Annotated in this window: 23 protein-coding genes; 14 read left to right on the top strand and 9 right to left on the bottom strand. The window is 68.3% G+C overall.

The features are described 5' to 3' along the window. Positions 1-81 precede the first annotated feature (81 nt). Positions 82-933: an oxygenase MpaB family protein gene (locus tag ON38_RS13840; protein ID WP_245564035.1), complete on the bottom strand. Its 852-nt coding sequence runs from the start codon at positions 931-933 to the stop codon at positions 82-84. Positions 934-1,157: 224 nt separating this feature from the next. Between ON38_RS13840 and ON38_RS13845 the strand changes: the two genes are divergently transcribed. Next, positions 1,158-2,285, top strand: a complete 1,128-nt coding sequence (locus ON38_RS13845) for an NDMA-dependent alcohol dehydrogenase (protein ID WP_039825190.1) — start codon at positions 1,158-1,160, stop codon at positions 2,283-2,285. A 59-nt stretch (positions 2,286-2,344) separates the two neighbouring features. Continuing rightward, positions 2,345-3,424 (top strand): NAD(P)H-dependent amine dehydrogenase family protein, encoded by a 1,080-nt coding sequence (locus tag ON38_RS13850; RefSeq protein ID WP_039825191.1) that lies wholly within the window; start codon positions 2,345-2,347, stop codon positions 3,422-3,424. A gap of 3 nt (positions 3,425-3,427) precedes the next feature. Here ON38_RS13850 and ON38_RS13855 read toward each other — a convergent pair whose 3' ends face one another. Next, positions 3,428-3,853, bottom strand: a complete 426-nt coding sequence (locus ON38_RS13855) for a nitroreductase family deazaflavin-dependent oxidoreductase (RefSeq protein ID WP_039825223.1) — start codon at positions 3,851-3,853, stop codon at positions 3,428-3,430. A gap of 88 nt (positions 3,854-3,941) precedes the next feature. Between ON38_RS13855 and ON38_RS13860 the strand changes: the two genes are divergently transcribed. Continuing rightward, entirely contained in the window at positions 3,942-4,097 is a 156-nt protein-coding gene (locus ON38_RS13860; protein ID WP_157181766.1) for a hypothetical protein, read from the top strand. Between the two features lie 76 nt (positions 4,098-4,173). On the opposite strand, the gene ON38_RS13865 is transcribed toward ON38_RS13860, so the two are convergent. Next, on the bottom strand, positions 4,174-4,788 hold the full coding sequence (locus tag ON38_RS13865; protein WP_039825193.1) for a lipocalin family protein: 615 nt from the start codon (positions 4,786-4,788) through the stop codon (positions 4,174-4,176). Between the two features lie 87 nt (positions 4,789-4,875). Between ON38_RS13865 and ON38_RS13870 the strand changes: the two genes are divergently transcribed. From ON38_RS13870 to ON38_RS13905, 8 genes are all read left to right on the top strand, one after another. Next, positions 4,876-5,241 carry a hypothetical protein gene (locus ON38_RS13870; RefSeq protein ID WP_157181767.1) on the top strand — a complete coding sequence of 122 codons (366 nt, stop codon included), beginning with the start codon at positions 4,876-4,878 and terminating at the stop codon, positions 5,239-5,241. A gap of 81 nt (positions 5,242-5,322) precedes the next feature. Continuing rightward, complete coding sequence (locus ON38_RS13875; RefSeq protein WP_039825195.1) at positions 5,323-6,165, top strand: MerR family transcriptional regulator; 843 nt, start codon at positions 5,323-5,325, stop codon at positions 6,163-6,165. A 175-nt stretch (positions 6,166-6,340) separates the two neighbouring features. Beyond that, complete coding sequence (locus ON38_RS13880) at positions 6,341-6,712, top strand: class I SAM-dependent methyltransferase (protein WP_157181768.1); 372 nt, start codon at positions 6,341-6,343, stop codon at positions 6,710-6,712. 4 nt (positions 6,713-6,716) lie between these two features. Next, on the top strand, positions 6,717-7,679 hold the full coding sequence (locus ON38_RS13885) for an SDR family NAD(P)-dependent oxidoreductase (protein ID WP_039825197.1): 963 nt from the start codon (positions 6,717-6,719) through the stop codon (positions 7,677-7,679). Positions 7,680-7,804: 125 nt separating this feature from the next. Beyond that, complete coding sequence (locus ON38_RS13890; RefSeq protein ID WP_051164719.1) at positions 7,805-8,914, top strand: 4Fe-4S binding protein; 1,110 nt, start codon at positions 7,805-7,807, stop codon at positions 8,912-8,914. A gap of 158 nt (positions 8,915-9,072) precedes the next feature. Continuing rightward, on the top strand, positions 9,073-9,378 hold the full coding sequence (locus ON38_RS13895; RefSeq protein WP_157181769.1) for a hypothetical protein: 306 nt from the start codon (positions 9,073-9,075) through the stop codon (positions 9,376-9,378). An 834-nt stretch (positions 9,379-10,212) separates the two neighbouring features. Continuing rightward, positions 10,213-10,851: a TetR/AcrR family transcriptional regulator gene (locus tag ON38_RS13900; RefSeq protein ID WP_039825199.1), complete on the top strand. Its 639-nt coding sequence runs from the start codon at positions 10,213-10,215 to the stop codon at positions 10,849-10,851. Positions 10,852-10,862: 11 nt separating this feature from the next. Continuing rightward, a complete protein-coding gene (locus ON38_RS13905; RefSeq protein WP_039825225.1) occupies positions 10,863-11,510 on the top strand; it encodes an enoyl-CoA hydratase/isomerase family protein in 648 nt (215 codons plus the stop codon). A 261-nt stretch (positions 11,511-11,771) separates the two neighbouring features. On the opposite strand, the gene ON38_RS34160 is transcribed toward ON38_RS13905, so the two are convergent. From ON38_RS34160 to ON38_RS13920, 3 genes are all read right to left on the bottom strand, one after another. Then, positions 11,772-12,095 (bottom strand): hypothetical protein, encoded by a 324-nt coding sequence (locus tag ON38_RS34160; RefSeq protein ID WP_157181770.1) that lies wholly within the window; start codon positions 12,093-12,095, stop codon positions 11,772-11,774. A 287-nt stretch (positions 12,096-12,382) separates the two neighbouring features. Beyond that, positions 12,383-12,943 (bottom strand): TetR/AcrR family transcriptional regulator, encoded by a 561-nt coding sequence (locus ON38_RS13915; RefSeq protein WP_051164721.1) that lies wholly within the window; start codon positions 12,941-12,943, stop codon positions 12,383-12,385. Positions 12,944-12,998: 55 nt separating this feature from the next. Further along, positions 12,999-13,721: an alpha/beta fold hydrolase gene (locus tag ON38_RS13920; RefSeq protein WP_051164722.1), complete on the bottom strand. Its 723-nt coding sequence runs from the start codon at positions 13,719-13,721 to the stop codon at positions 12,999-13,001. Between the two features lie 409 nt (positions 13,722-14,130). Between ON38_RS13920 and ON38_RS34165 the strand changes: the two genes are divergently transcribed. Beyond that, entirely contained in the window at positions 14,131-14,586 is a 456-nt protein-coding gene (locus ON38_RS34165; protein WP_051164723.1) for a nucleotidyltransferase domain-containing protein, read from the top strand. A 123-nt stretch (positions 14,587-14,709) separates the two neighbouring features. Then, positions 14,710-14,835 carry a hypothetical protein gene (locus tag ON38_RS37910; protein ID WP_281004614.1) on the top strand — a complete coding sequence of 42 codons (126 nt, stop codon included), beginning with the start codon at positions 14,710-14,712 and terminating at the stop codon, positions 14,833-14,835. A gap of 158 nt (positions 14,836-14,993) precedes the next feature. On the opposite strand, the gene ON38_RS13930 is transcribed toward ON38_RS37910, so the two are convergent. Further along, positions 14,994-15,782 (bottom strand): alpha/beta fold hydrolase, encoded by a 789-nt coding sequence (locus ON38_RS13930; protein WP_245564036.1) that lies wholly within the window; start codon positions 15,780-15,782, stop codon positions 14,994-14,996. A gap of 168 nt (positions 15,783-15,950) precedes the next feature. Here ON38_RS13930 and ON38_RS13935 point away from each other — a divergent pair, with 168 nt between their 5' ends. Beyond that, positions 15,951-16,775 carry a helix-turn-helix domain-containing protein gene (locus ON38_RS13935; protein WP_039825202.1) on the top strand — a complete coding sequence of 275 codons (825 nt, stop codon included), beginning with the start codon at positions 15,951-15,953 and terminating at the stop codon, positions 16,773-16,775. A 117-nt stretch (positions 16,776-16,892) separates the two neighbouring features. Here the strand turns inward: ON38_RS13935 and ON38_RS13940 are convergent, their stop codons facing one another. Next, positions 16,893-17,138 carry a hypothetical protein gene (locus ON38_RS13940; protein ID WP_039825203.1) on the bottom strand — a complete coding sequence of 82 codons (246 nt, stop codon included), beginning with the start codon at positions 17,136-17,138 and terminating at the stop codon, positions 16,893-16,895. Between the two features lie 176 nt (positions 17,139-17,314). Then, complete coding sequence (locus ON38_RS13945) at positions 17,315-18,967, bottom strand: TlrC/CarA/OleB/SrmB family ABC-F type ribosomal protection protein (protein WP_039825204.1); 1,653 nt, start codon at positions 18,965-18,967, stop codon at positions 17,315-17,317. Positions 18,968-19,075 lie beyond the last annotated feature (108 nt).

Genomic DNA, 19,075 nt, shown 5'->3' on the forward strand with positions numbered 1-19,075 from the left:
AGGCCCACAAGGCAAATCGAGACGGTTGTGACGTACGGTACGCTGCTTGCCCCCACCCCACTCTGTGTCGTAAACCATAGATCAACCGGCCCGGACGCGGCGCACACCCGCGTAGGCGCGCGGGGCATACCGCAGACGATCCGGTAGCAGCGGCCAGACCGTGCGAACAGCCGCCGCGAACACCCCGAACAGCTTCTGGTCCACCGCCGTCCACCGCAGATCGAGGATCTCGCGGGCACGTTCGGGCATGAGGGCGTTCGCGAGCCAGACATTGAACGCCATCACCGGCCGCCAGATCACCGACCACACCGGTTCCGGAATACCGGGCAGCGCCGGGATCCGGGTACTTCCGAGCCGGAGCGCGAAATCGGTGGTGGCGTTGGCCTCGAGCACCTGATCGATGGTGTGGTGCCAGTACTCCTCGAATTCGGCGTAATTCGCCACCAGCACCCGATCGGACAGTCCGTACATCCGCCACCAGGTGATGCCCTCGGCGATCAACTGATCCTTCTGCGCGGGGGTGAGCGGAGTCCCGAAATGCTCGTTGAGGGCGATGGTCAGTTCGACGAAGGTCGCGTGGGTCCACCAGTACACGTCGGGATTGAGCGCGTGGTAGCGCTCGCCGCGGGAGTCGGTGCCCTTGAGCGGGCGATGGTAGTCACGCACCCGGGCCGCCTGCGCTTCGTTGTCGGCGTCGTAGATCATGCCCTGGATCTGCGGCAGGGAGCGGATGAGGCGGTCCCAGGGGTCGCTGAAGAAGTTCGAATGGTCCTGCAGGGCGGCACCTACCGCCGGATGCATGTTCTGCAGGATGCCGGTGCGGCCGAGGAACAGCATGTTCCGCAGATCTCCGGCGTACTCCCAGGTCAGCGACCCGGGTCCGATCGGTGCCCCCACGAGACGGGATGTGGCGGTGGTATCCGGAGCACCCACGATCTGACCTCCTTGTCGAACGGCGCGAAACACTGAGACGGATATTAGGTCATCATCTCAGTTTCTCGACCATCGAGGGGCGGAGACCATCTCGCCGGAGAATTCCGCGACGCTCGGCGCACTCGTGTCGTATGGTCGTCTGGACTATTGTCCATACACTTGTGCATACAGCCGGGCCCGGCTCTCGCGCGGAGCCGGAACGGTAGGAGAAAGCAGGTTCACCGATGAAGACCAAAGGCGCTCTCATCTGGGAATTCGACCAGCCGTGGCAGATCGAGGAGATCGAGCTCGGCGATCCCCGCAAACACGAGGTCAAAGTCCAGCTGGAAGCGGCCGGAATGTGCCACTCCGACCACCACCTGGTCACCGGCGGCATCCCGATGATGGGATTCCCGGTACTCGGCGGGCACGAGGGCGCCGGCATCGTGACCGAGGTCGGCGAGGGCGTGGAGGATCTGGCGGTCGGAGACCACGTCGTCCTGTCGTTCATCCCGTCGTGCGGGAAATGCAAATCCTGTCAGGCGGGTCTGCGCAATCTGTGCGATCTCGGCGCGCTTCTGCTCGCGGGTACTTCGGTGACCGACGGATCGTTCCGGATCCAGGCCCGCGGCCGGGACGTCTACCCGATGGCCCTGCTGGGCACCTTCTCCCCGTACATGGTGGTGCACCAGAGCTCGGTGGTGAAGATCGATCCGTCGATCCCCTTCGAGGTCGCCTGCCTGGTCGGCTGCGGTGTCACCACCGGGTACGGGTCGGCCGTCCGCACCGCCGATATCCGGCCGGGCGAGGATGTCGCGATCATCGGCCTCGGCGGTGTGGGCATCTCCGCGTTGCAGGGCGCGGTGCATGCGGGCGCCCGCTACATCTTCGCGGTCGACCCGGTGCCGTGGAAACGCGAACAGGCCCTGAAATTCGGGGCCACCCACGCCTACGCCACCATCGAGGAGGCGACCGCCGGCTGCGCGGAGGTCACCTGGGGCGGAATGGCCAAGAAGGTGATCGTGACCGTCGGCGAGGTACACGGCGAAGACGTCGACAGCTGGATGGGCATCACCGCCAAGGCCGGCACCTGCGTCCTCACCGCCATGGGCAGCCTGACCGAGAACAAGACGACCCTGAACCTCGCCATGCTCTCGCTGCTGCAGAAGAACCTGCAGGGCACCATCTTCGGTGGCGGCAACCCGCACTACGACATCCCGCACCTGCTGTCGATGTACCAGGTCGGCAAATTGAACCTCGACGATATGGTCACCCGGCAGTACCGGCTCGAGGACATCAACGACGGCTATCAGGACATGCTCGCCGGTCGCAATATCCGCGGCATCATCCGCTACACCGACGCGGACCGCTGAGCAAGCCCGGATCACCGGCGCCGGGCCGCCGCGCGCCCGGACAGGGACGAGGAGGACATGTGAGCTACCGGGTTGTGCAGTGGGCCACCGGATCGGTCGGCCGGGCCGCGCTGCGAGGCATCATCGATCACCCCGAACTGGAACTGGCGGGATGCTGGGTCCACTCGCCGGACAAGCGCGGTCGCGATGTGGGCGAGATCCTCGGCCGGTCGCCCCTCGGGGTGACGGCGACCGACAGCCTCGACGAGATCCTCGCGTTGCCCGCCGACGCGGTGGTCTACGCGCCCCTGCTGCCGCGCGCGGACGAGGTGGCGGCACTGCTGCGGTCGGGGAAGAACGTGGTGACGCCGGTCGGCTGGTTCTATCCCACCGACGAGCAGGACGACCAGGTCCGGCAGGCCTGCCTGGCGGGCGGGACCACGCTGCACGGCACCGGAATCGACCCCGGCGGCGTCACCGAGGTTTTTCCGCTGATGCTATCGGCCATGTCGGCGGCGGTCACCTTCGTACGCGGCGAGGAATTCTCCGATATCCGCGGCTACGGCGCGCCCGATGTGGTGCGCCACATCATGCGCTTCGGCGCCTCCCCCGCCGAAGCCGCCGCGGGCCCGATGGCCCGGTTGCTCGACGGCGGCTTCCGTCAATCGGTCCGGATGATCCTGGATACCCTGGGTTTCGCCGGGACGCCGGAGATCCGCACGGTGCACGAGACGGCAGTCGCGACCGCACCGATCGAATCACCCATCGGCACCATCGAACCCGGGCAGGTGGCCGGCCAGCGCTTCCATTGGGAGGCGGTGACCGGCGGCGAAACCGTCGTACGCATCGGGGTCAACTGGCTGATGGGCCAGCAGCATCTCGACCCGCCCTGGACACTCGGCGCCGACGGCGAGCGGTTCGAGATCGAGATCGACGGTGATCCGGGCACTTTCGTCACCATCCGCGGGTGGCAATCCCAACCCGGCGACCCGCCGGAGGCCGAGAACCCGGGGATCGCCGCCACCGCCGCGCACTGTGTCAACGCCGTCCCGTACGTCTGCGCGGCCGAACCCGGTATCCGCACCTCGGTCGAACTACCGATGGTGGCGGGTCGGGCCCATCCGCGGTTCACGACCGGGGTCCGCCCGCCGCAGGGCTGACCGCTAGGCGCGCCGCAACGCCAGGACCGGAATGGTGCGGAAACCGGCCGCCTTCTGCTCGTATTCGGCGAAACCGGGATAGCGGCGGGCCTGTTCGCCGAAGATGCGGTCGCGCTCCGCGCCGGTCACCTCTGTGACGGTCACGGGGTAGGTCTCGGTACCCCGCTCCACTGTGGCCTCCCCGGCCGCGGTCAGGTTGTGGTACCAGTCCGGATTCGTCGGCGCGCCCGCCTTGCTGGCGAACACGTAGACGAGGCCGTCGGGGTCCTGCTCATCGGCCAGATACATCATCGGGGTCACCGATTCCCGACCGGTGCGTCGGCCGCGATGGTGCACCAGGGCCATCGGGGCCCCCTCGAAGAAGCCGCCGACCCGCCCCTCGTTGGCCCGGAATTCCGCGATGATCCGGTCGTTCCAGTCGTCTGCCATACCCGGCATTATGCAACCGCGCACCGGCCGGGTCCGCACTCCCGGCCGCGCGGCGGGTCATCGCCGGGCGGCTGTCACACTACGGATCATGGCGTTCACCGACGACCCCGACGGCGACCGGTTCTTCGCGCTGCGCACCTTCTTCGCCCTCGTCACCCTGGCCGGCCGTTTCCGTCGCCACGGCGGCCGGCCGGTCTGCCTGGAAATCGAACTGGCGGGCGACCTGCCCCTGCTCCGGCGGTGAACAGCGCCGGCCCGCGCGGAGGCCGGACCCGGGGGAACCTTCTGCGGCCGTGGCGCCGGTTACCGCGGCGCGGCGGTCACCGGAGGCACAGCGGCGTGATATCGGAGCGGCCGCCGGTGGTGGGGGAGCTCAGATACATGCACGGCGTCTGCCCCGCCGCGGTGATGGCGGCCTTCACCCGGTCCCAGGTCGGCGCGTCGAGCGCGGCCGAGCGCGCCAGTACGAAACCCGACAGGCGGCTCGGATCGGTCACCAGCGCCCAGGAGTAGTCGGGGGCCAGCGCGGTGACGATGTAGTTCGTCGGGCCGTCGAGCGAGTCCTGACCCGGCACTCCGGGGAAGCCGACGTGCAGTTGGGCGCCGGTCACCGGGTCGTTCACCCTCGCCGTACCGCGGATCTCGTTACGACCTCCGGACCAGGTCGTACAGGAATTGTGGACGGCGACGTCGCCCTGCGGGTCGAGCGTGTACTGCGCGCGGGTGTCGCGCGCGCAGTCGAGATTGAACGGCTGGGGCACCGCGGCGAGCTGGTTCCAGTCGCCGAGGTAGCGGTTCAGGTCCAATGCGGGAACCGGCGCGGGGCCGGAGGGCAATGGCGGCTGGGCGGCCGCGCCACCGGCGGCGAGGGTACCGAGTGACGTCAGAGCGGCCACGAGGCCGGCGATGCGGCGAACTGCGCGATGTGCTGTCACGAAAACTCCTCGCGTTCGGCGGTGTGCGACCACTTTAACCCATATAGATGCATAATCGATGCATACCCTATCGATGCAGGAGGATAGATGGTAGCTATGGGTCGCGCCCGAGCGATGGGAGCGGCCACGGCGTGTTACGGACCGGCCGTGGCGGTCCGCCCGGCGGTGCCACTGGGCCCGTGCGGCCGGGACGACGAGGATCCCGCCCGCCGCGCGCCGGCCCGGACGACCGCGTACCGGGATATCGCCTCGGGCCTCGGCATGACACTCGCCCCGACACCGGCCGCCCTGCGGATGGCCACGGACTGCCGGGTGCTCGCCGATCTGTCCGACGCCGGGGTCCTCGCCGCGGCGCTGCGCGGTCGGCCGCAACGGACCGAGGCCGTAGCGGTGGCCGCCGGCCGGGGCCTGCCGTGCGGCGCGGCGGGCCTGACCGCGACGAGGACACGGTGAACTCCATCGGGCAACCCCCGCGCCCACGCCGAAGTCCCGGGTCCACCGGCGACGGCGAAGCGGGACAGGCAGAATAAGACGATGCCCGACGGTTCCGCCTCCGCCTCCGACGCGGCCGGTTACACCGTCCGCGCGGTCGCCGAGCGGCTCGGTATCCCGACCGCCACCCTGCGTAGCTGGAACCGTCGCTACGAGATCGGTCCCACCGGCCACCGGCCGGGCACCCACCGGCTGTACACCGAAGCCGATATCGCCCAGCTCGATCGGATGCTGGAACTCATTCGCGGGGGCGCCACCCCGGCGGGCGCGGCGGCCTCGGTCCGCACGCCGGCCGTCGCCCCGGGTGATCTGTCCTCGCTGCTGGCCGCCGCCTTCGCCCTCGACTACCGCTCGCTGACAGCGCAATTGGCCGCCGCCCTGCGGGCCTATGGCGTGGCCGACACCTGGGAACGCCTGTGCCGCCCCGCTTTCGCCGAGATCGTCGCCCGCCAGCTGGGCGGCGAGGGATGCATCGATGTCGAGCATCTGCTCTCGTGGTGCATCACCTCGGCGCTGCACCGCAACAATCCGCCGGAGCGGCTGCGCCCGCGGCCCATCGTGCTGGCCTGCACCGGCGGCGAAGCCCACGCGCTTCCCCTCGAAGTACTGCGGGCCGCCTTGGCCGAACGCGAGATCGGCGCGCAGATGCTCGGGGCCGATGTGCCCACCACCGCCCTCGCCGACACCCTCGCGCGGCTGGACCGGCCGGCCGAACTGGTGCTGTGGTCACAGCACGAGTCGACCGCCCTGACCTCCAGCGTGCGCGCCGGCACCGATGCCGGCGCGCAGGTCTTCGTCGGCGGCCCGGGCTGGGAGGCGGTCATCCTCCCGCCGACGGTCGAACGCCTGGCGAGCCTGCCCGAGGCGGTCCGGCGACTCGGCTGAGCCCGGTCCTACCCGCTCACTCACCACACCCATCCGGCGCACCGGATACGGCGAACCACCTCGCGGCCGTATGACCCGAGGGCCCTGTGTACCGGCACCCGGGTCGCCTTAGACCACAAAACGATGCATACTCGATGCAGAGAAGCGGCCGATGGTCGCCGAGCGGAGGAGTGTGATGGTCGATCAGGGCAAACCGGACCGGACCGGGCGCCGGGTCGCGGTGGTGGGCAGCGGAGTGACCGGCCTCACGGTCGCCTGGGTGCTCGACGGCTCAGCGCGGCCCTCCGCTCGGCTGTTCGCCGACACCGTGGCCACCGGCACCGGACTGCGGGTCACCGAGCGATTCTCGATGGGCGGGCACTACGCGCACACGCCGCGCCTGTGGCAAGAACGTTTCGATGGGTATACCGACCGGACGAGCGCGCTCGGCTTCGATCCGTGTTCCAGCGCATGTGGGCGGTTCTATCCGGACTGTGCCGGGGCGGGCTTCCGCAGCGGCTACCTGGATGTCGAGCGATTCGTGCTGATGAGACGAGGCGAGGTGTGATCCGATGATCCGTACAGTCGACGCTCTACTCGACCGGACGATAGTGCCCGGCTACACCCGCCTCGGCTACCACCTGCGCAAGGTCTCCTGGACCCGGGACGATCCGCCCACCGGCGCCCTGCGCGGAAAAACCGCCCTGGTCACCGGCGCGAACTCGGGAATCGGGAAATCGATCGCCACTCGCCTCGCGGGCCTGGGCGCACACACCGTGCTCGCGGTCCGGGACCCGGGCCGCGGCGAGCGGGCCCGCCGGGAGATCCTCGACGCCGTTCCCACCGCGCAGGTGGAACTCGCATTGTGCGATATCGCCGAACCCGGCAGCGTCGACGCCTGCGCGCGGGCCCTGGGCCAACGGCACAAGGCGGTGGACGTACTCGTGCACAATGCGGGCGTACTCCCCAGCGGCCGCACCGAGAACTCCGCCGGGCACGAGCTGAGCCTCGCCACCCATGTGCTCGGTCCCCTGCGCCTCACCGACCGGCTCTCTCCGCAACTCGCCGCCGGCGACGCCCGGATCATCTTCGTGGCCTCCGGCGGGATGTACACCCAGGCACTGCCGGTCCGAGATCCGGAATACCGCAGCGGTGAATACCGCGGCGCCACCGCCTATGCCCGCACCAAGCGGATGCAGGTGGCATTCGGTCCGCTACTGGACGGACGTCTCGCCGACCACGGCGTCAGCGTGCACAGTATGCATCCGGGCTGGGTCGCCACCCCGGGCGTCACCGCCGCTCTCCCTCGTTTCAGTTCCGCGCTGCGCCCGGCGATGCGCACCGCCGCCGAGGGCGCCGATACCGCGGTCTGGCTGGCCACCACCACCCCGGCGCCGCTGTCCGGTCATTTCTGGCACGACCGGCGCATCCGCGGCGAGCACTATCTGCGCCACACCCGTTATCCGGAAACCCATCTGCTATCTCTGTGGGAATACTGCCTCGACGCGGCGGACGTGCCGTTGCACCCGCACTGACCCCCGATCCGCCCCGGCGCCCGGACTCGCCGGCGGGTCCGGAGCCGGCGACCGATTAATTCCGCTCGCCCACGCCGTCGTTCACAGTGAGCCCGCGTGGATCTCGTGCGAGAAGGAGTCTTTCGATGCCGGATACCGACCACGACCCGGCCGCCCCACGGCGGCTGAGCCAGCATCCGACCGTCCAGCGGATGGCCGGCCGGGAGCGCGCGAAACCCGATCCGGTCCTCGCCGCCGACCGGCTCCGCGAGATCTGCCTGGACGCGGGCGCCGACGATGTGGGGTTCGTCGCCGTCGAGGACCCGCGGGTGGCCGACGAACTCGAGCACGCCCGGGCCATCCTGCCCACCGCGCGCACCTTCGTCTCGTTCTGTGTGCGGATGAACCGGGACAATCTGCGCAGTCCGCAGCGCAGTCTCGCCAACACCGAGTTCAATCACGCGGACGACGAGACCAATGCGGTATCCCGCCGGATCACCCGGGCGCTTCAGGATGCCGGTTATCGAGCGGTCTATCCCGCGCCGGGATATCCGATGGAGGTGCAGCAGTTTCCCGGGCGTATCTGGGTGATCGCGCACAAGGTGGTGGCCGAGGCCGCCGGTCTGGGCGTCATGGGCATCCATCGCAATGTGATCCACCCCCGGTTCGGTAATTTCATCCTGCTCGGCACGGTGGTCACCGACGCGGTGATCGACACTCCGAGCGCCGCCCTGGATTTCAATCCCTGCCTCGAATGCAAACTGTGTGTCTCCGCCTGCCCGATCGGCGCGATCACCCCGGGCGGGGGTTTCGATTTCCAGGCCTGTTACACGCACAACTACCGGGAATTCATGGGCGGCTTCACCGATTGGGCCGAAACGATCGCCGACAGTACCGACCGCGACGATTACCGGCGGCGGGTCGGTACGGGCGAATCGTTCTCCATGTGGCAGAGCCTGTCATTCAAACCGAACTACAAGGCCGGCTACTGCATGGCCGTGTGCCCGGCCGGCGAGGATGTGATCGGCGCCTACCTCGACGACCGCCGGGCACACCTCGACGAGGTGGTCCGCCCGCTGCAGAGCAAGAGCGAACCCGTATACGTGCTCCCCGGTTCGGCGGCCGAAGAGCATGTGGCGCGCCGCTTCCCGAACAAGACCCCGCAGCAGGTCACCAATGGTTTCCCGGACGAGGTCAACGATCTGCTCGACCAGATCGGACCGCGCCCGCGGGGCAGCGCCGGCGGGACGGCGTAGACCTGGTCCGCTCCCCCGGTGAGACGTCCCCTCCACCGGCCCGCTCGAGCCGGTGACCACCCTGGTCGGCGTCGACACCGCCCACAGCCGGGCTCGGCCGCGGAGCGGGCAGGGCAGCGGCTTCGGCAAGGGCGAGCGGCGGCTGTGAGACTCTGGCTATGACGAAACACCTTGCCGGAACCGTGAAATCGACTGTCATTGCGGGGACCTTGTCCCGGCTGGTGTGCGGGATGGCGGCGTTGGTGGTGTTCGCGTGGTGGTGGAAGGTCGGACCGCACTCGGTGAGCTGCTATTACGCCGGCTACGAGCCGGGCGACGATACGGCGTTCGCGGGGATGGCGGCGATGATGTGGCCAGCACGCTGGGTATGGATCGGTGTCGTCGCGGCGCCCACCCTCGCCGGGGTGTTACTCGGTGTGCTCGCCACACGCCTGGGGCTGCGGGTGGGGCGGATCAGCGAGTAGCGCCCGGCTCACCGATTTGCTCTCCGGCAGGAACCGGCCCGCCCTGATGTGTAGCGGAGACGCTGTGACCAGCGATATATCTGTGCCAGGGGAATCGGTGAACAGCTCGGTCCCGGAAGGAGGTGAGAGCGACCGGGTCCTTCGGACTCGACTTCGGTATCGGCTGACCATCGGCCCCACCCACTGCCGAGACGGCTTCCCAACCCGGCCCCCGCCGTCCCGGCGAAGGAGGCCGCGGGCGGCGCGTCCTTCCGGAGCGCTGCCCGTCGGCTCCGACCCGATCGCCGGGTTTCGCGTCCTCGCGCATAGGTCGCTACGCTTGTGGACCCGCAGCCCCATTGCGGCTTCACGGTCCGACGCGCAAGGGACAAGACCATGACCGGCCGGGCGCCGTAGCCGAGTGGAGACCCACCCCGGCGCGACCTGCCGGTACCCGGCCCAACCCACCCGGTCATCACCTGCCTGCGGCCTACGGGGGGCGATCCGCGGGCAGGCCTATGCCCGGCCACTCATCCGTACCAGGCCGGCATGGCCACCGGGTGACTGCCCGGGAAATCGACCACGCCAGACGGTCCGCGCCCAGGCCCCTCGCCGCTGAGCAGCTACGGGCCGAGAGACCCGAGCAGGCGGTCACCGAGCCCCCCAAGACGAGGTGGGCAGTCCACGGCGTGCGTCATGTACTGGTAGCGCCCGGTACCTGGTCGGGGCGAGTGCATCGACTCGGCGTCGATATCGACCTCGGTCGCGCACAGCGCGAGGCGTTGAACTGGGAAAATGCCACCCGGAGGCGTCGGCTGGACGATTGTAGAGCGTTTGCTCTGTTACGCTTCGGGCATGCCTCGCCCTCGCGTACATGCCCTGGATCCGCTCATGGATGCCGCCGAACGGCTCGCCATCGATTCCGGGCCCGCCGCGGTCACCGTCCGTGCCCTCTCGGAGGCCACCTCGGTGTCCAATGGCGCGATCTACCACGCCTTCGGCTCCCGCGCCGGGCTGATGGGGCAGGTCTGGCTGCGTGCCGCGCAGCGATTTCTGGCGCTGCAGCACCAGGCGGTCGACCGCGCGCTGGCCGCCGGCAACTCCCACGCAGACGCGATCGAGGCCGTCGTCGTCGCTGCCGATACCCCCGCCGAATTCCTCCTCCAGCAGCCGACCTCGGGACGTTTCCTGCTGACCGTGCCCCGCCGGGAACTTCTCGGTTCCAGCGAGATCCCCGACGACATCGCCGAGCAACTACGCCAACTCGATCAGACCCTGACCGAGCTGTTCGTGAACCTGTCGCGCAGCGTGTTCGACCGCGCCGACCGCGAGGCCGTCGCCGTCATCCGCGACTGCGTGGTGCAACTACCCACCGCTCTGCTGCTGCGCGGCCGCCGAAACCCCGATCCCACGGTGCGTCAACGCCTCGCCGCCGCGGTCCGCGCGGTGCTGGCCGTACCCCTTCCGAGCGCCGCCTCGACCACAACGAAGTGAAAGGCAATACCATGACCGCGAACCTGCACTACCACGACAAGATCGCCGTGCTGGACCTCGGCGACGACGAAAACCGGTTCTCCCCCGACTGGCTCGACACCGTCAACACCCACCTCGACGCCGTCGAGCGCGACGCGCAAGGGCTGGTCACCACCGGCGGCGGCAAGTTCTATTCCAACGGTCTCGACCTGGACTGGATCATGGCCAACAGCGACCGCACCGACTGGTACGTCGGCCGCGTCCAGGAACTCTTAGCCCGCATCCTCACCTTCCCGCTACCCACCATCGCGGCGGTGAACGGCCACGCCTTCGGCGCCGGCGCCATGCTGGCCATCGCCCACGACTACCGCGTCATGCGCGAAGACCGCGGCTACTACTGCTTCCCCGAGGTCGACATCAACATTCCCTTCACCCCCGGCATGGCCGCGCTCATCCAGGCCAAACTCAGCCCCCAGACCGCCGTGACAGCGATGACCACCGGCCACCGCTTCAATGGTCCGGACGCCCTGGCCGCCGGGCTCGTCGACGCCACCGCCACCGACGCCGAGGTCCTCACCACCGCCATAACGCGGCTCACCCCCATCCTCGGCAAGAACCCCGCCACCCTCGCCGCCATCAAGACCACCATGTACAGCGCCGTCACCGCGGCGCTGCGCTGACACCGGTCGAACCCAGGAAGACCGTCATGTCTTCGACGCCGACGACAAAGCCTTCGTCACCGCCCGGCCATCCGAGGCCAGGCGTCGCGTTGTCGCGTTGCCGGACTGTCCGCTGCGTACTGATATCGGGGCTCGGCCCCAGCTTTCGATGGAGAGGGTGAGGCCGTCGGGCGCGGTGAACGCCATCCAAGGTATTGCTCGGTCAGAAGCCCGGCTCCGGCCCTGTAATCCTGCCGAGCGGCGCGTGCGACTACATCACCCCTACGATACGTCGCCCCGAGCCGACGAACCGAGTGTGACGAGAATGCCCACAAAAGCAGCACTGTCGGGATGCGGCCTATCCTCGCGCAACATCTCGGTCGCGACCTTGTCCCTCTCCGCGCGTGCGAAGTCGAAGCCCGCCGGCTGAAAGACCGAACCGGCGGCCAGCCCCGCCAGCACGATCACCGGCACCACGGCGATCTTCCAGGACCATCGACGCTCTCCGCCGAGCAGATACAACGTCTTGATCGCCCACACCAGCAGGGAAACACCCAGCAGAAGCCCGCTGGCCAACAGGGCAACAAGCTGATCGGGCCCGGTCACATTCTGAACGAACGGAGCCCAGTCGAGGTGGACGCACCTCAGAACCGCAACACCGAGAGCTGTCCCCGCCGAGACCACCGAGCCCGGGGCGGTCGCAGTGCCACGTTCGACCTCGGTATGCCCGAACTGCACACTTGATGTTTCGATCGGGGGCTCCTCACCTCTACGATCGTGACCTCACGCCCGATTCGCGTTCGGCGATCTTCCACCGCACTTTCCGGCGGGATAAGCCCCCTGACCGGACCGCTGCAACCTTCGTGCCGGCCAGAAGCGCCACAGTTTCGGATTCACCGTGATGACGGTAGCGCGCTGAGCACCATGCGGGTCAGAGTGGCGAAGGACGTCTCGATGTCTTCGGCGAGCTGGAAGCCTCCTTGGGATTCCAGGGTGGCGAAGCCGTGCCCGGAGGCGCGGATGCAGCGGGTGATGTGCACAGCCTCCGCGCCGGTGACGCCGCATCCGGTCAGGACAGCGGAGATGGTGTCCATCAGGCGGTGGCTGGCGGTGTCCCAGCCCGGTGTCTCGCGCGGGTTCTGGGGCAGCATCGCGTAGCGGTGGGGGTGTTCCACGGCGTAGTCGCGGTAGGCGCGCAACAGAGCGCCCACCGCTTCGGGGCCGCCGAGCCCGATCACTGAGCGGGTCACCCGTTCGGTGAGCTCGTCGAGGACGCGCACGCCGACGAGGTCCACCAGTTCGTCCAGGTTCTTGACGTGCTTGTACAGCGACGGTGTGGCCACATCGGCGCGGGTGGCCACCGCGGCGAGGGTCAGCGCGCGGGGCCCGCCTTCGTCGACGACGGCGACGGCGACGTCCACCACCGCGGTGGGAGATAGTCCGGCGCGGGGCATCACGAATCCTTCGCGACGGAGGTCGAGGCGACGGGGAGGCGCCCCATGTGTGGCATCACAGCGCCTTCAGGAACGTCGCGACAGTGTGCGCGAAGAATTCCGGGTTATCGGCGTGCGGGTAGTGCCCCGAGCCGTCCGCCATAGCCACCTGGGACGGCCCGGAGACCTCGTTCGCGATCCGTTGCGCCTCGGCGGCCGGGTCGGCGAGGTCGCCGTCCTCGGTGCCCATGACGATCAAGGTCGGAGCGGTGATGTCCGACAGGTCCAGGGCAGGGTCGGCGGGCAGCGAATCGGTCAGGGCGCTCAAGGCTGCGAGGTGTCCCTTACGGCGCAGCATCGCCTTGTTCGCGGCGAGATAGTCGGCGAAGTCGGCGGGCTTGGTGCCCGGGTACAGCGTCTTGAGGAACATCGTCCACAGCGAAGCATTATTGGTGACGAGTTTGGCGGCCAGCCCCATGAGGAAGCCGGGCTTCTCATGCCGCACCGCGGCACCTACGAGCACCAGGCCGCGCACCAACTCGGGTTCGCGGACGGCGACCTGCCCGGCAGACTTCGCCGCGAACGAGTGGCCGACGATCACGGCCGGCCCACCGAGATGACGAATCACGGCGGCGATGTCGTGGCCGACGGCGGTGGGATCGTACTGCGGCCAGTCGGCGCTGGAGTCACCGTGACCACGAATATCCATGACGGCCAGCCGGTTTCCGGCTTCGGCCAGCATCGGGGCCACGAACCGGAAATCGGCACGGTTGACGCCGACGCCGGGGACGCACACCACCAGAGGCCCAGCGGAGGGGCCGGTGAGCTCATAGGCGATGGTGCCGCCGGGAAGCGGGAGGTGATGCCGATCTCCTTAGCTATCTGCGATAGCTGTAAAGCTAATACCATTAGCCATTGTTGTCCAGTCGAGTGGTGCGCATCACAACCTATGGCGAATTCCGACCCACCAGGCCGGTCGAGGCGCGATTGGCCTTCTCGAGTCCTGGGCAACGCGACTACGCCTTCTGGTCCACTGCTGCCGGTGCCGCGATGATTCCGGCAGCATGCGCCCGACAGTGCGTCAGTTTTGGACAGTGAGTTGAAGCTGCATCGCGTGTCATGGGAGTTTCCCGGAGGCTTCACGCCGGCGGGGGCAATGGCCGGCGACCGTTGCCCCCGCCGCACGGAGCCGGGGTCCGATAGGGGGGATGAGCATCGACGGGTTCGATATCGCGCGGAGTCTGGTCTGTGAAGGCTTCCCCGGAGCGCGGGCAGCGTGGCCGGGTGGCAGCACCGTACTCGGAATGGCTACGCCCACGTCGGATCTGGACATCAGCGTGCTCCTCGATGGCCCGCCCGCCCCTTACCGCCAATCGCTGCGATATCACGGGTGGCCGGTCGAGTTGTTCGTGCACACCGACGAAGCGATGCAGCACTCCTTGGCAAAGGACCGCAAGGCCCGGCGGCCGGCGACCCTGCGCCTGATCGGCCGCTCCCTGGCCCTGCTCGACAACGACGGCAGCGGAGAATATCTACGGGAAAGTGTGCGGCACAGCTGGCCGCGGGCCCGCTCACCGCGGCGGAACTACGGTCGGCTCGCTACGGGATCACCGACCGGCTCGACGATCTCGTGGGCTGCACGGACGACGACGAACGACTCCTGACCTGTGGCGGGCCACCGCCGACCTGCTGCTCACCGGACACGGCCACTGACAGGTACCGGCAAATGGTTACACCGGGAGCCGGCCGCCTTCGACCACGATGCCGGCACGGAGTACGCGAACGCATTGGCCCACGGTGTTCGCTCGGCGGCTCAGGGAAACACGACGCCGATCGTCGAGACCGTCACCCAGGCGCTGAACATCTTCGGTGGCCGATTCTTCGACGGATTCACCGCCCAGGGACCCGACTGAGCCCTACTGTGGGCCCATTACCTCGATGGCAGCATCATGGTGTGGTCGCGCGGGTGGAGCCGGCAGTGTTGGAGTTGCCGTGGAGGCCGACCCTGGAGCAGGGATGGCAAGCATGCGTCAGTTCGGTACTCTGCACCGGCCGCTGCCCCGACCCCCTACTACCGGCCCGCTCGACTGCGCGAGGTCGGGTGCTTCTTCGGGGCGAGACGTCCGGGACGGTCTGGTGCGCGACGGAGGATCGAGCGGGTCAGGGCGTCGCCGTCCTCGAGCATCGCGAGATGCCCGACTCCGCGAAGGTATTCCAGCTCGGCATTCGGCACCGCCTCGTACTGGTGCGCTGATGCCGGGTCCCAACGCGGATCGGATTCTCCGAAGATCACGAGGAGGGGCTTTCCGCAATCGACGAGTCGCTGGGGCACGGTCCGCGTGGTGATGTAGTCCATGTTGGCGGCCAGAATCGCGCGGAACGCTCGATAGGAGGTTCTTCGCAAGTCGGCCAGGGTCGCGTCCGGCACCGTGATCGGGGCCGCCGCAGTCGCCACCAGGCCGCGGCGGATCAGCGAGTCGGTACGGATAGCCCACACGAGCGGACCGAAGGGCGGCGAGGCGAGCATCCGGATGATCGCCGGCTCAGGGCGAAGCGCCGCGGGACTCGGCCCCGTGCTGACCAGGACGAGCTCGCCGACCAGGTCGGGCCGGTGCTCCACGAGAGCGGTAGCGACGTACCCTCCGCTGGAGTGACCGACAACCGTCGAGTTTCTGGCGCCCAGCTCATCCAATACCGTCGCCACCCGCTCCGCCTGCTGCGGTACGGCGTAGGTCGGCACCGGTTCGGACCGGCCGCAGCCCGGAAGGTCGATCGTGATCACCCGATACTCGGTGGCGAGCGCGGGCACCACCGGCTCCCACGTCGAACCGGTCGCGCCCGAGCCGTGGATGAGCAGCAAGGGCGGCGCCGCCGGATCCCCGTGGATAACGACGCGCAATCCGTGGACTGTCATGTTGTTGCCTGTCCGGGCAGGACTCGATTCACTCATACCGACAGCTTCGTCACCGGCTCCTGGCGCCGTATTGGATGAATGTCACGCTATTCCGTTCCCGTTAGTCTGGGCCCTATGACCACAACGGGCACATGGGACTGGAACCGGGTGGACCTGACCGTCCCGGTCCGGTTACCGGCTCCGGGGGTCCGGATGGCGGGTTTCCGTTACCGCGACGTCGCATCCGTCGATATCACGATGATCCCGCATCCTTCGGTCACGCTGCTGCTCGATCTCAGCGAGGCCGGCGTCGTCTACGACGTGCTCGGGCGCCTGGTCACGGGGAACGTGATCGTCGGCCTCCGGGCCGGTGCCTTACGGATCACCGGTGCGGAAGCCGGTGAGGTCCTGCAGATCCGAATGTCCCCTGTTGTCGCCGCGGCGATTCTCCGAGACGCCGACATCATCGGCGGCACCGTGATATCGCTGCGGGAGCTGTGGGGTAGCTGCGTCGGCATCTTGACCGAGCGACTCCGTTCGACGCCGTCGTGGGACGAACGGTTCGCACTCGCAGCCGCGTTCCTTCGAAGCCGGCTACCTCGCGGATACGGTGTGGCACCAGAGATCGCGTACGCCTGGGACCGGACCGTCGGCACCAAAGGCCTGCTCCGAGTCGAAACCCTTGCCGCAGAGACCGGTTGGACCCGGCAGCGGCTCTGGTCCCGCTTCCGTACCCATCTCGGAATTTCACCCAAGCATGCGTCCGAACTGGTCCGCTTCGACCGTGCCGCCCATCTTCTGGCCGCAGGGCGCTCACCTGCGGACGCCGCCGCCGAGGCCGGCTACGTCGACCAATCCCATCTTCACCGTCGAACCAAGGCGATCACCGACATGACTCCCACCCTCGTCGCGGAGGCGCCATGGCTGGCGATCGACGACGCCGCCTGGTCGACAACCTGATCTCCGCGTCCGGACGAACCTCGACGGCCTGTCCGCCGAGTATATGAGTACGGGGTCAGTACCCGGATCACGCTCCAACGTCCGGTCCTGTGCGGCCGAAGTCCTGTTCCGCCGGAACTACTGGGTCGCGGTCGGCGTTGCGGACCGGTCCGCTTCGTTCGGAATGCGCGTTCGTCGCGATACCGCCTCGAGCGCACGTATGGCTTCCGCGGTCTCCCGCTGGGCTTGCGCCTGCGCGAGGGCAGCATGTGCCTGCGCCTGCGCGATCACATTGCGCCGCTCCGCTTCGCTGACCGCTTCCCCGGTGGTGAGACCATCGAGTAACGCCTCGGCGCGCTGCTTGTGAGCGGTGTAGTCATCCATCGGGCGATTCTCGCATCCTCCCCGTCGTGTCCCGCGCGATGCCTGTATGGCGCGTGCGCGCCATACAGGATGCGGTGGGCTCGGCCGGCCATGCATCAGCGCGTCCAGGCCCACCCGCGTCGACGTCGACCACACCGATGCTCCTCGCGGTGAACCTATCGCCGGGCCGGACCGGTTCATGCCGTCCGCGCTATCGCCGTGCCCGTATACGAGCACACCCCGTCGCGGATCTCGACCCGGGCGCCGGTGAAGCGTTCGCGGATCCGCCGGTCGTGGGTGACCATCACCAGCGCGCCCCGATATCCGGTCAACGCCTGCTCGAGTTGTTCCACCAGCTCCGGGGACAGATGGTTGGTCGGCTCGTCGAGCAGCAGCAGGTCCACCGGTTCGCTGACGAGCCGGGCCAGTTCGATGCGTCTGCGTTGGCCGTAGGAGAGGTCGCCGACGCGAAGGCCCAGATCATCGGGGTGGAACAATCCCATGCGCAGTAGCTCGTCGGCGTACTCCTGCGGATGCCACGGACGGTCCTGCGCGAAAGCGTGCAGCACGGTCATCTCGGCAGGTCGGTGAACCTCTTCCTGTCGTAGGTAGCCCACATGACCCTGCACCCGCACCGAACCGGCATCGGGGTCCAGCTCCCCGGCCAGCAACCGCAACAGCGTGGTCTTGCCGGCGCCGTTGGCGCCGGTGACCAGCAGTCGCTCCCCGGCAGCCAGGGTCACATCGCCCGATTCCAGCCGGCCGGTTACCCGCACGCCGACCATATGGGCCACCGACCCGCCCGCTATCGGCGTCGGGGAGTTCAGCTCCGGGGTGAAGTGCAGCGGTTCCGGGGGTGCGGCCACCGGGTTGCCGGAAAGCCGTTGCAGGCGTTCCTTGGCGTTGCGGATCCGCGCGCGGGCTCCGTGATCGCGCCCACGCGGTCGGAACGGACCGGCGGCGAATACCGCGAGTGGCAGCTTGCGCGGAATAGCTTCCAGCCGGGCCACATTCGATTCCGCCAGCCGACGGTTACGGTCCAGTTCCTGCTTCCAGCGCTGGTGCTCCTCGGCCAACCGCTGCCGTTGCGCCGCCTTGGCGCGCAGGTAGCCGTCGTATCCGTCACCGAACCGGGAAACCCCGCCGTCGGCGACCTCCAGTATCACGGTGGTGATCCGTTCGAGAAAAACCCGATCGTGGGTCACCGCGACAATAGTGCCGCGGTGACCGCGCAGATGCTGTTCGAGCCAGCCCACCGCCGCATCGTCGAGATCGTTGGTGGGTTCGTCGAGCAACAGCACCTCCGGCGCCGCGGCCAAGGTGGCCGCCAGCATGAGTCTGGACCGCTGTCCACCCGACAGAGAGCCCAGAGTGCGGTCGCGCGCCAGATCCGGGAGCCCGAGCCCGGCCAGTGCGGTATCTACACGCTGGTCGGCCTGATACCCACCGCGCGTCTCGAACCGCTCCAGCAACTCGGAGTACCGGTCCAGCAGCGGTCGCAGCAACTCGCCGGCGCCCAGTTCGTTTTCCGTTTCGCGTAACCGGTTCTCCAGCTCGCGGATATCGGCCAATGCCAGATCGATCGCCTCGGCGACAGTCGCGGTCTCCGGCAGGTCGAGTGATTGGGGAAGGTAACCGATCCCGCCGGGCGCGGAGATACGCACTTCCCCGTTGTCCGGCGACTCCTGCCCGACCAGCAATTTCAGCAGAGTCGACTTGCCGGAGCCGTTGTCGCCAACGACGCCGACCGTCTCACCGGGCCGAATCGAGAATGAGACGCGGTCGAGAACGGTGCGGTCACCGAAGCGTCGGGTGATGTCGGAGAGAGTGAGTTGAGCAGCGGTAGGCATGAATATCCTCCTGTTCTCGGCGCGCGGCCGGGATCACAGAACCCACGCGCCGAGCAGCCGGACGAAACCGGAGAGCGTCGTGGGTGAAGAACGCGGAGACCCGCTCCC

It is taken from the genome of Nocardia testacea NBRC 100365, from assembly GCF_000308775.1.
GTDB classification, from domain to species: domain Bacteria; phylum Actinomycetota; class Actinomycetes; order Mycobacteriales; family Mycobacteriaceae; genus Nocardia; species Nocardia testacea.

Bases quoted from the DNA above. Each gene is read 5' to 3' on its own strand.
- ON38_RS13845 (WP_039825190.1), top strand. From the start codon at position 1,158: ATGAAGACCAAAGGCGCTCTCATCTGGGAATTCGACCAGCCGTGGCAG.
- ON38_RS13855 (WP_039825223.1), bottom strand. From the start codon at position 3,853: ATGGCAGACGACTGGAACGACCGGATCATCGCGGAATTCCGGGCCAAC.
- ON38_RS13860 (WP_157181766.1), top strand. From the start codon at position 3,942: ATGGCGTTCACCGACGACCCCGACGGCGACCGGTTCTTCGCGCTGCGC.
- ON38_RS13870 (WP_157181767.1), top strand. From the start codon at position 4,876: ATGGTAGCTATGGGTCGCGCCCGAGCGATGGGAGCGGCCACGGCGTGT.
- ON38_RS13875 (WP_039825195.1), top strand. From the start codon at position 5,323: ATGCCCGACGGTTCCGCCTCCGCCTCCGACGCGGCCGGTTACACCGTC.
- ON38_RS13880 (WP_157181768.1), top strand. From the start codon at position 6,341: ATGGTCGATCAGGGCAAACCGGACCGGACCGGGCGCCGGGTCGCGGTG.
- ON38_RS13885 (WP_039825197.1), top strand. From the start codon at position 6,717: ATGATCCGTACAGTCGACGCTCTACTCGACCGGACGATAGTGCCCGGC.
- ON38_RS13890 (WP_051164719.1), top strand. From the start codon at position 7,805: ATGCCGGATACCGACCACGACCCGGCCGCCCCACGGCGGCTGAGCCAG.
- ON38_RS13895 (WP_157181769.1), top strand. From the start codon at position 9,073: ATGACGAAACACCTTGCCGGAACCGTGAAATCGACTGTCATTGCGGGG.
- ON38_RS13900 (WP_039825199.1), top strand. From the start codon at position 10,213: ATGCCTCGCCCTCGCGTACATGCCCTGGATCCGCTCATGGATGCCGCC.
- ON38_RS13905 (WP_039825225.1), top strand. From the start codon at position 10,863: ATGACCGCGAACCTGCACTACCACGACAAGATCGCCGTGCTGGACCTC.
- ON38_RS13915 (WP_051164721.1), bottom strand. From the start codon at position 12,943: ATGCCCCGCGCCGGACTATCTCCCACCGCGGTGGTGGACGTCGCCGTC.
- ON38_RS34165 (WP_051164723.1), top strand. From the start codon at position 14,131: ATGAGCATCGACGGGTTCGATATCGCGCGGAGTCTGGTCTGTGAAGGC.
- ON38_RS13935 (WP_039825202.1), top strand. From the start codon at position 15,951: ATGACCACAACGGGCACATGGGACTGGAACCGGGTGGACCTGACCGTC.
- ON38_RS13940 (WP_039825203.1), bottom strand. From the start codon at position 17,138: ATGGATGACTACACCGCTCACAAGCAGCGCGCCGAGGCGTTACTCGAT.
- ON38_RS13945 (WP_039825204.1), bottom strand. From the start codon at position 18,967: ATGCCTACCGCTGCTCAACTCACTCTCTCCGACATCACCCGACGCTTC.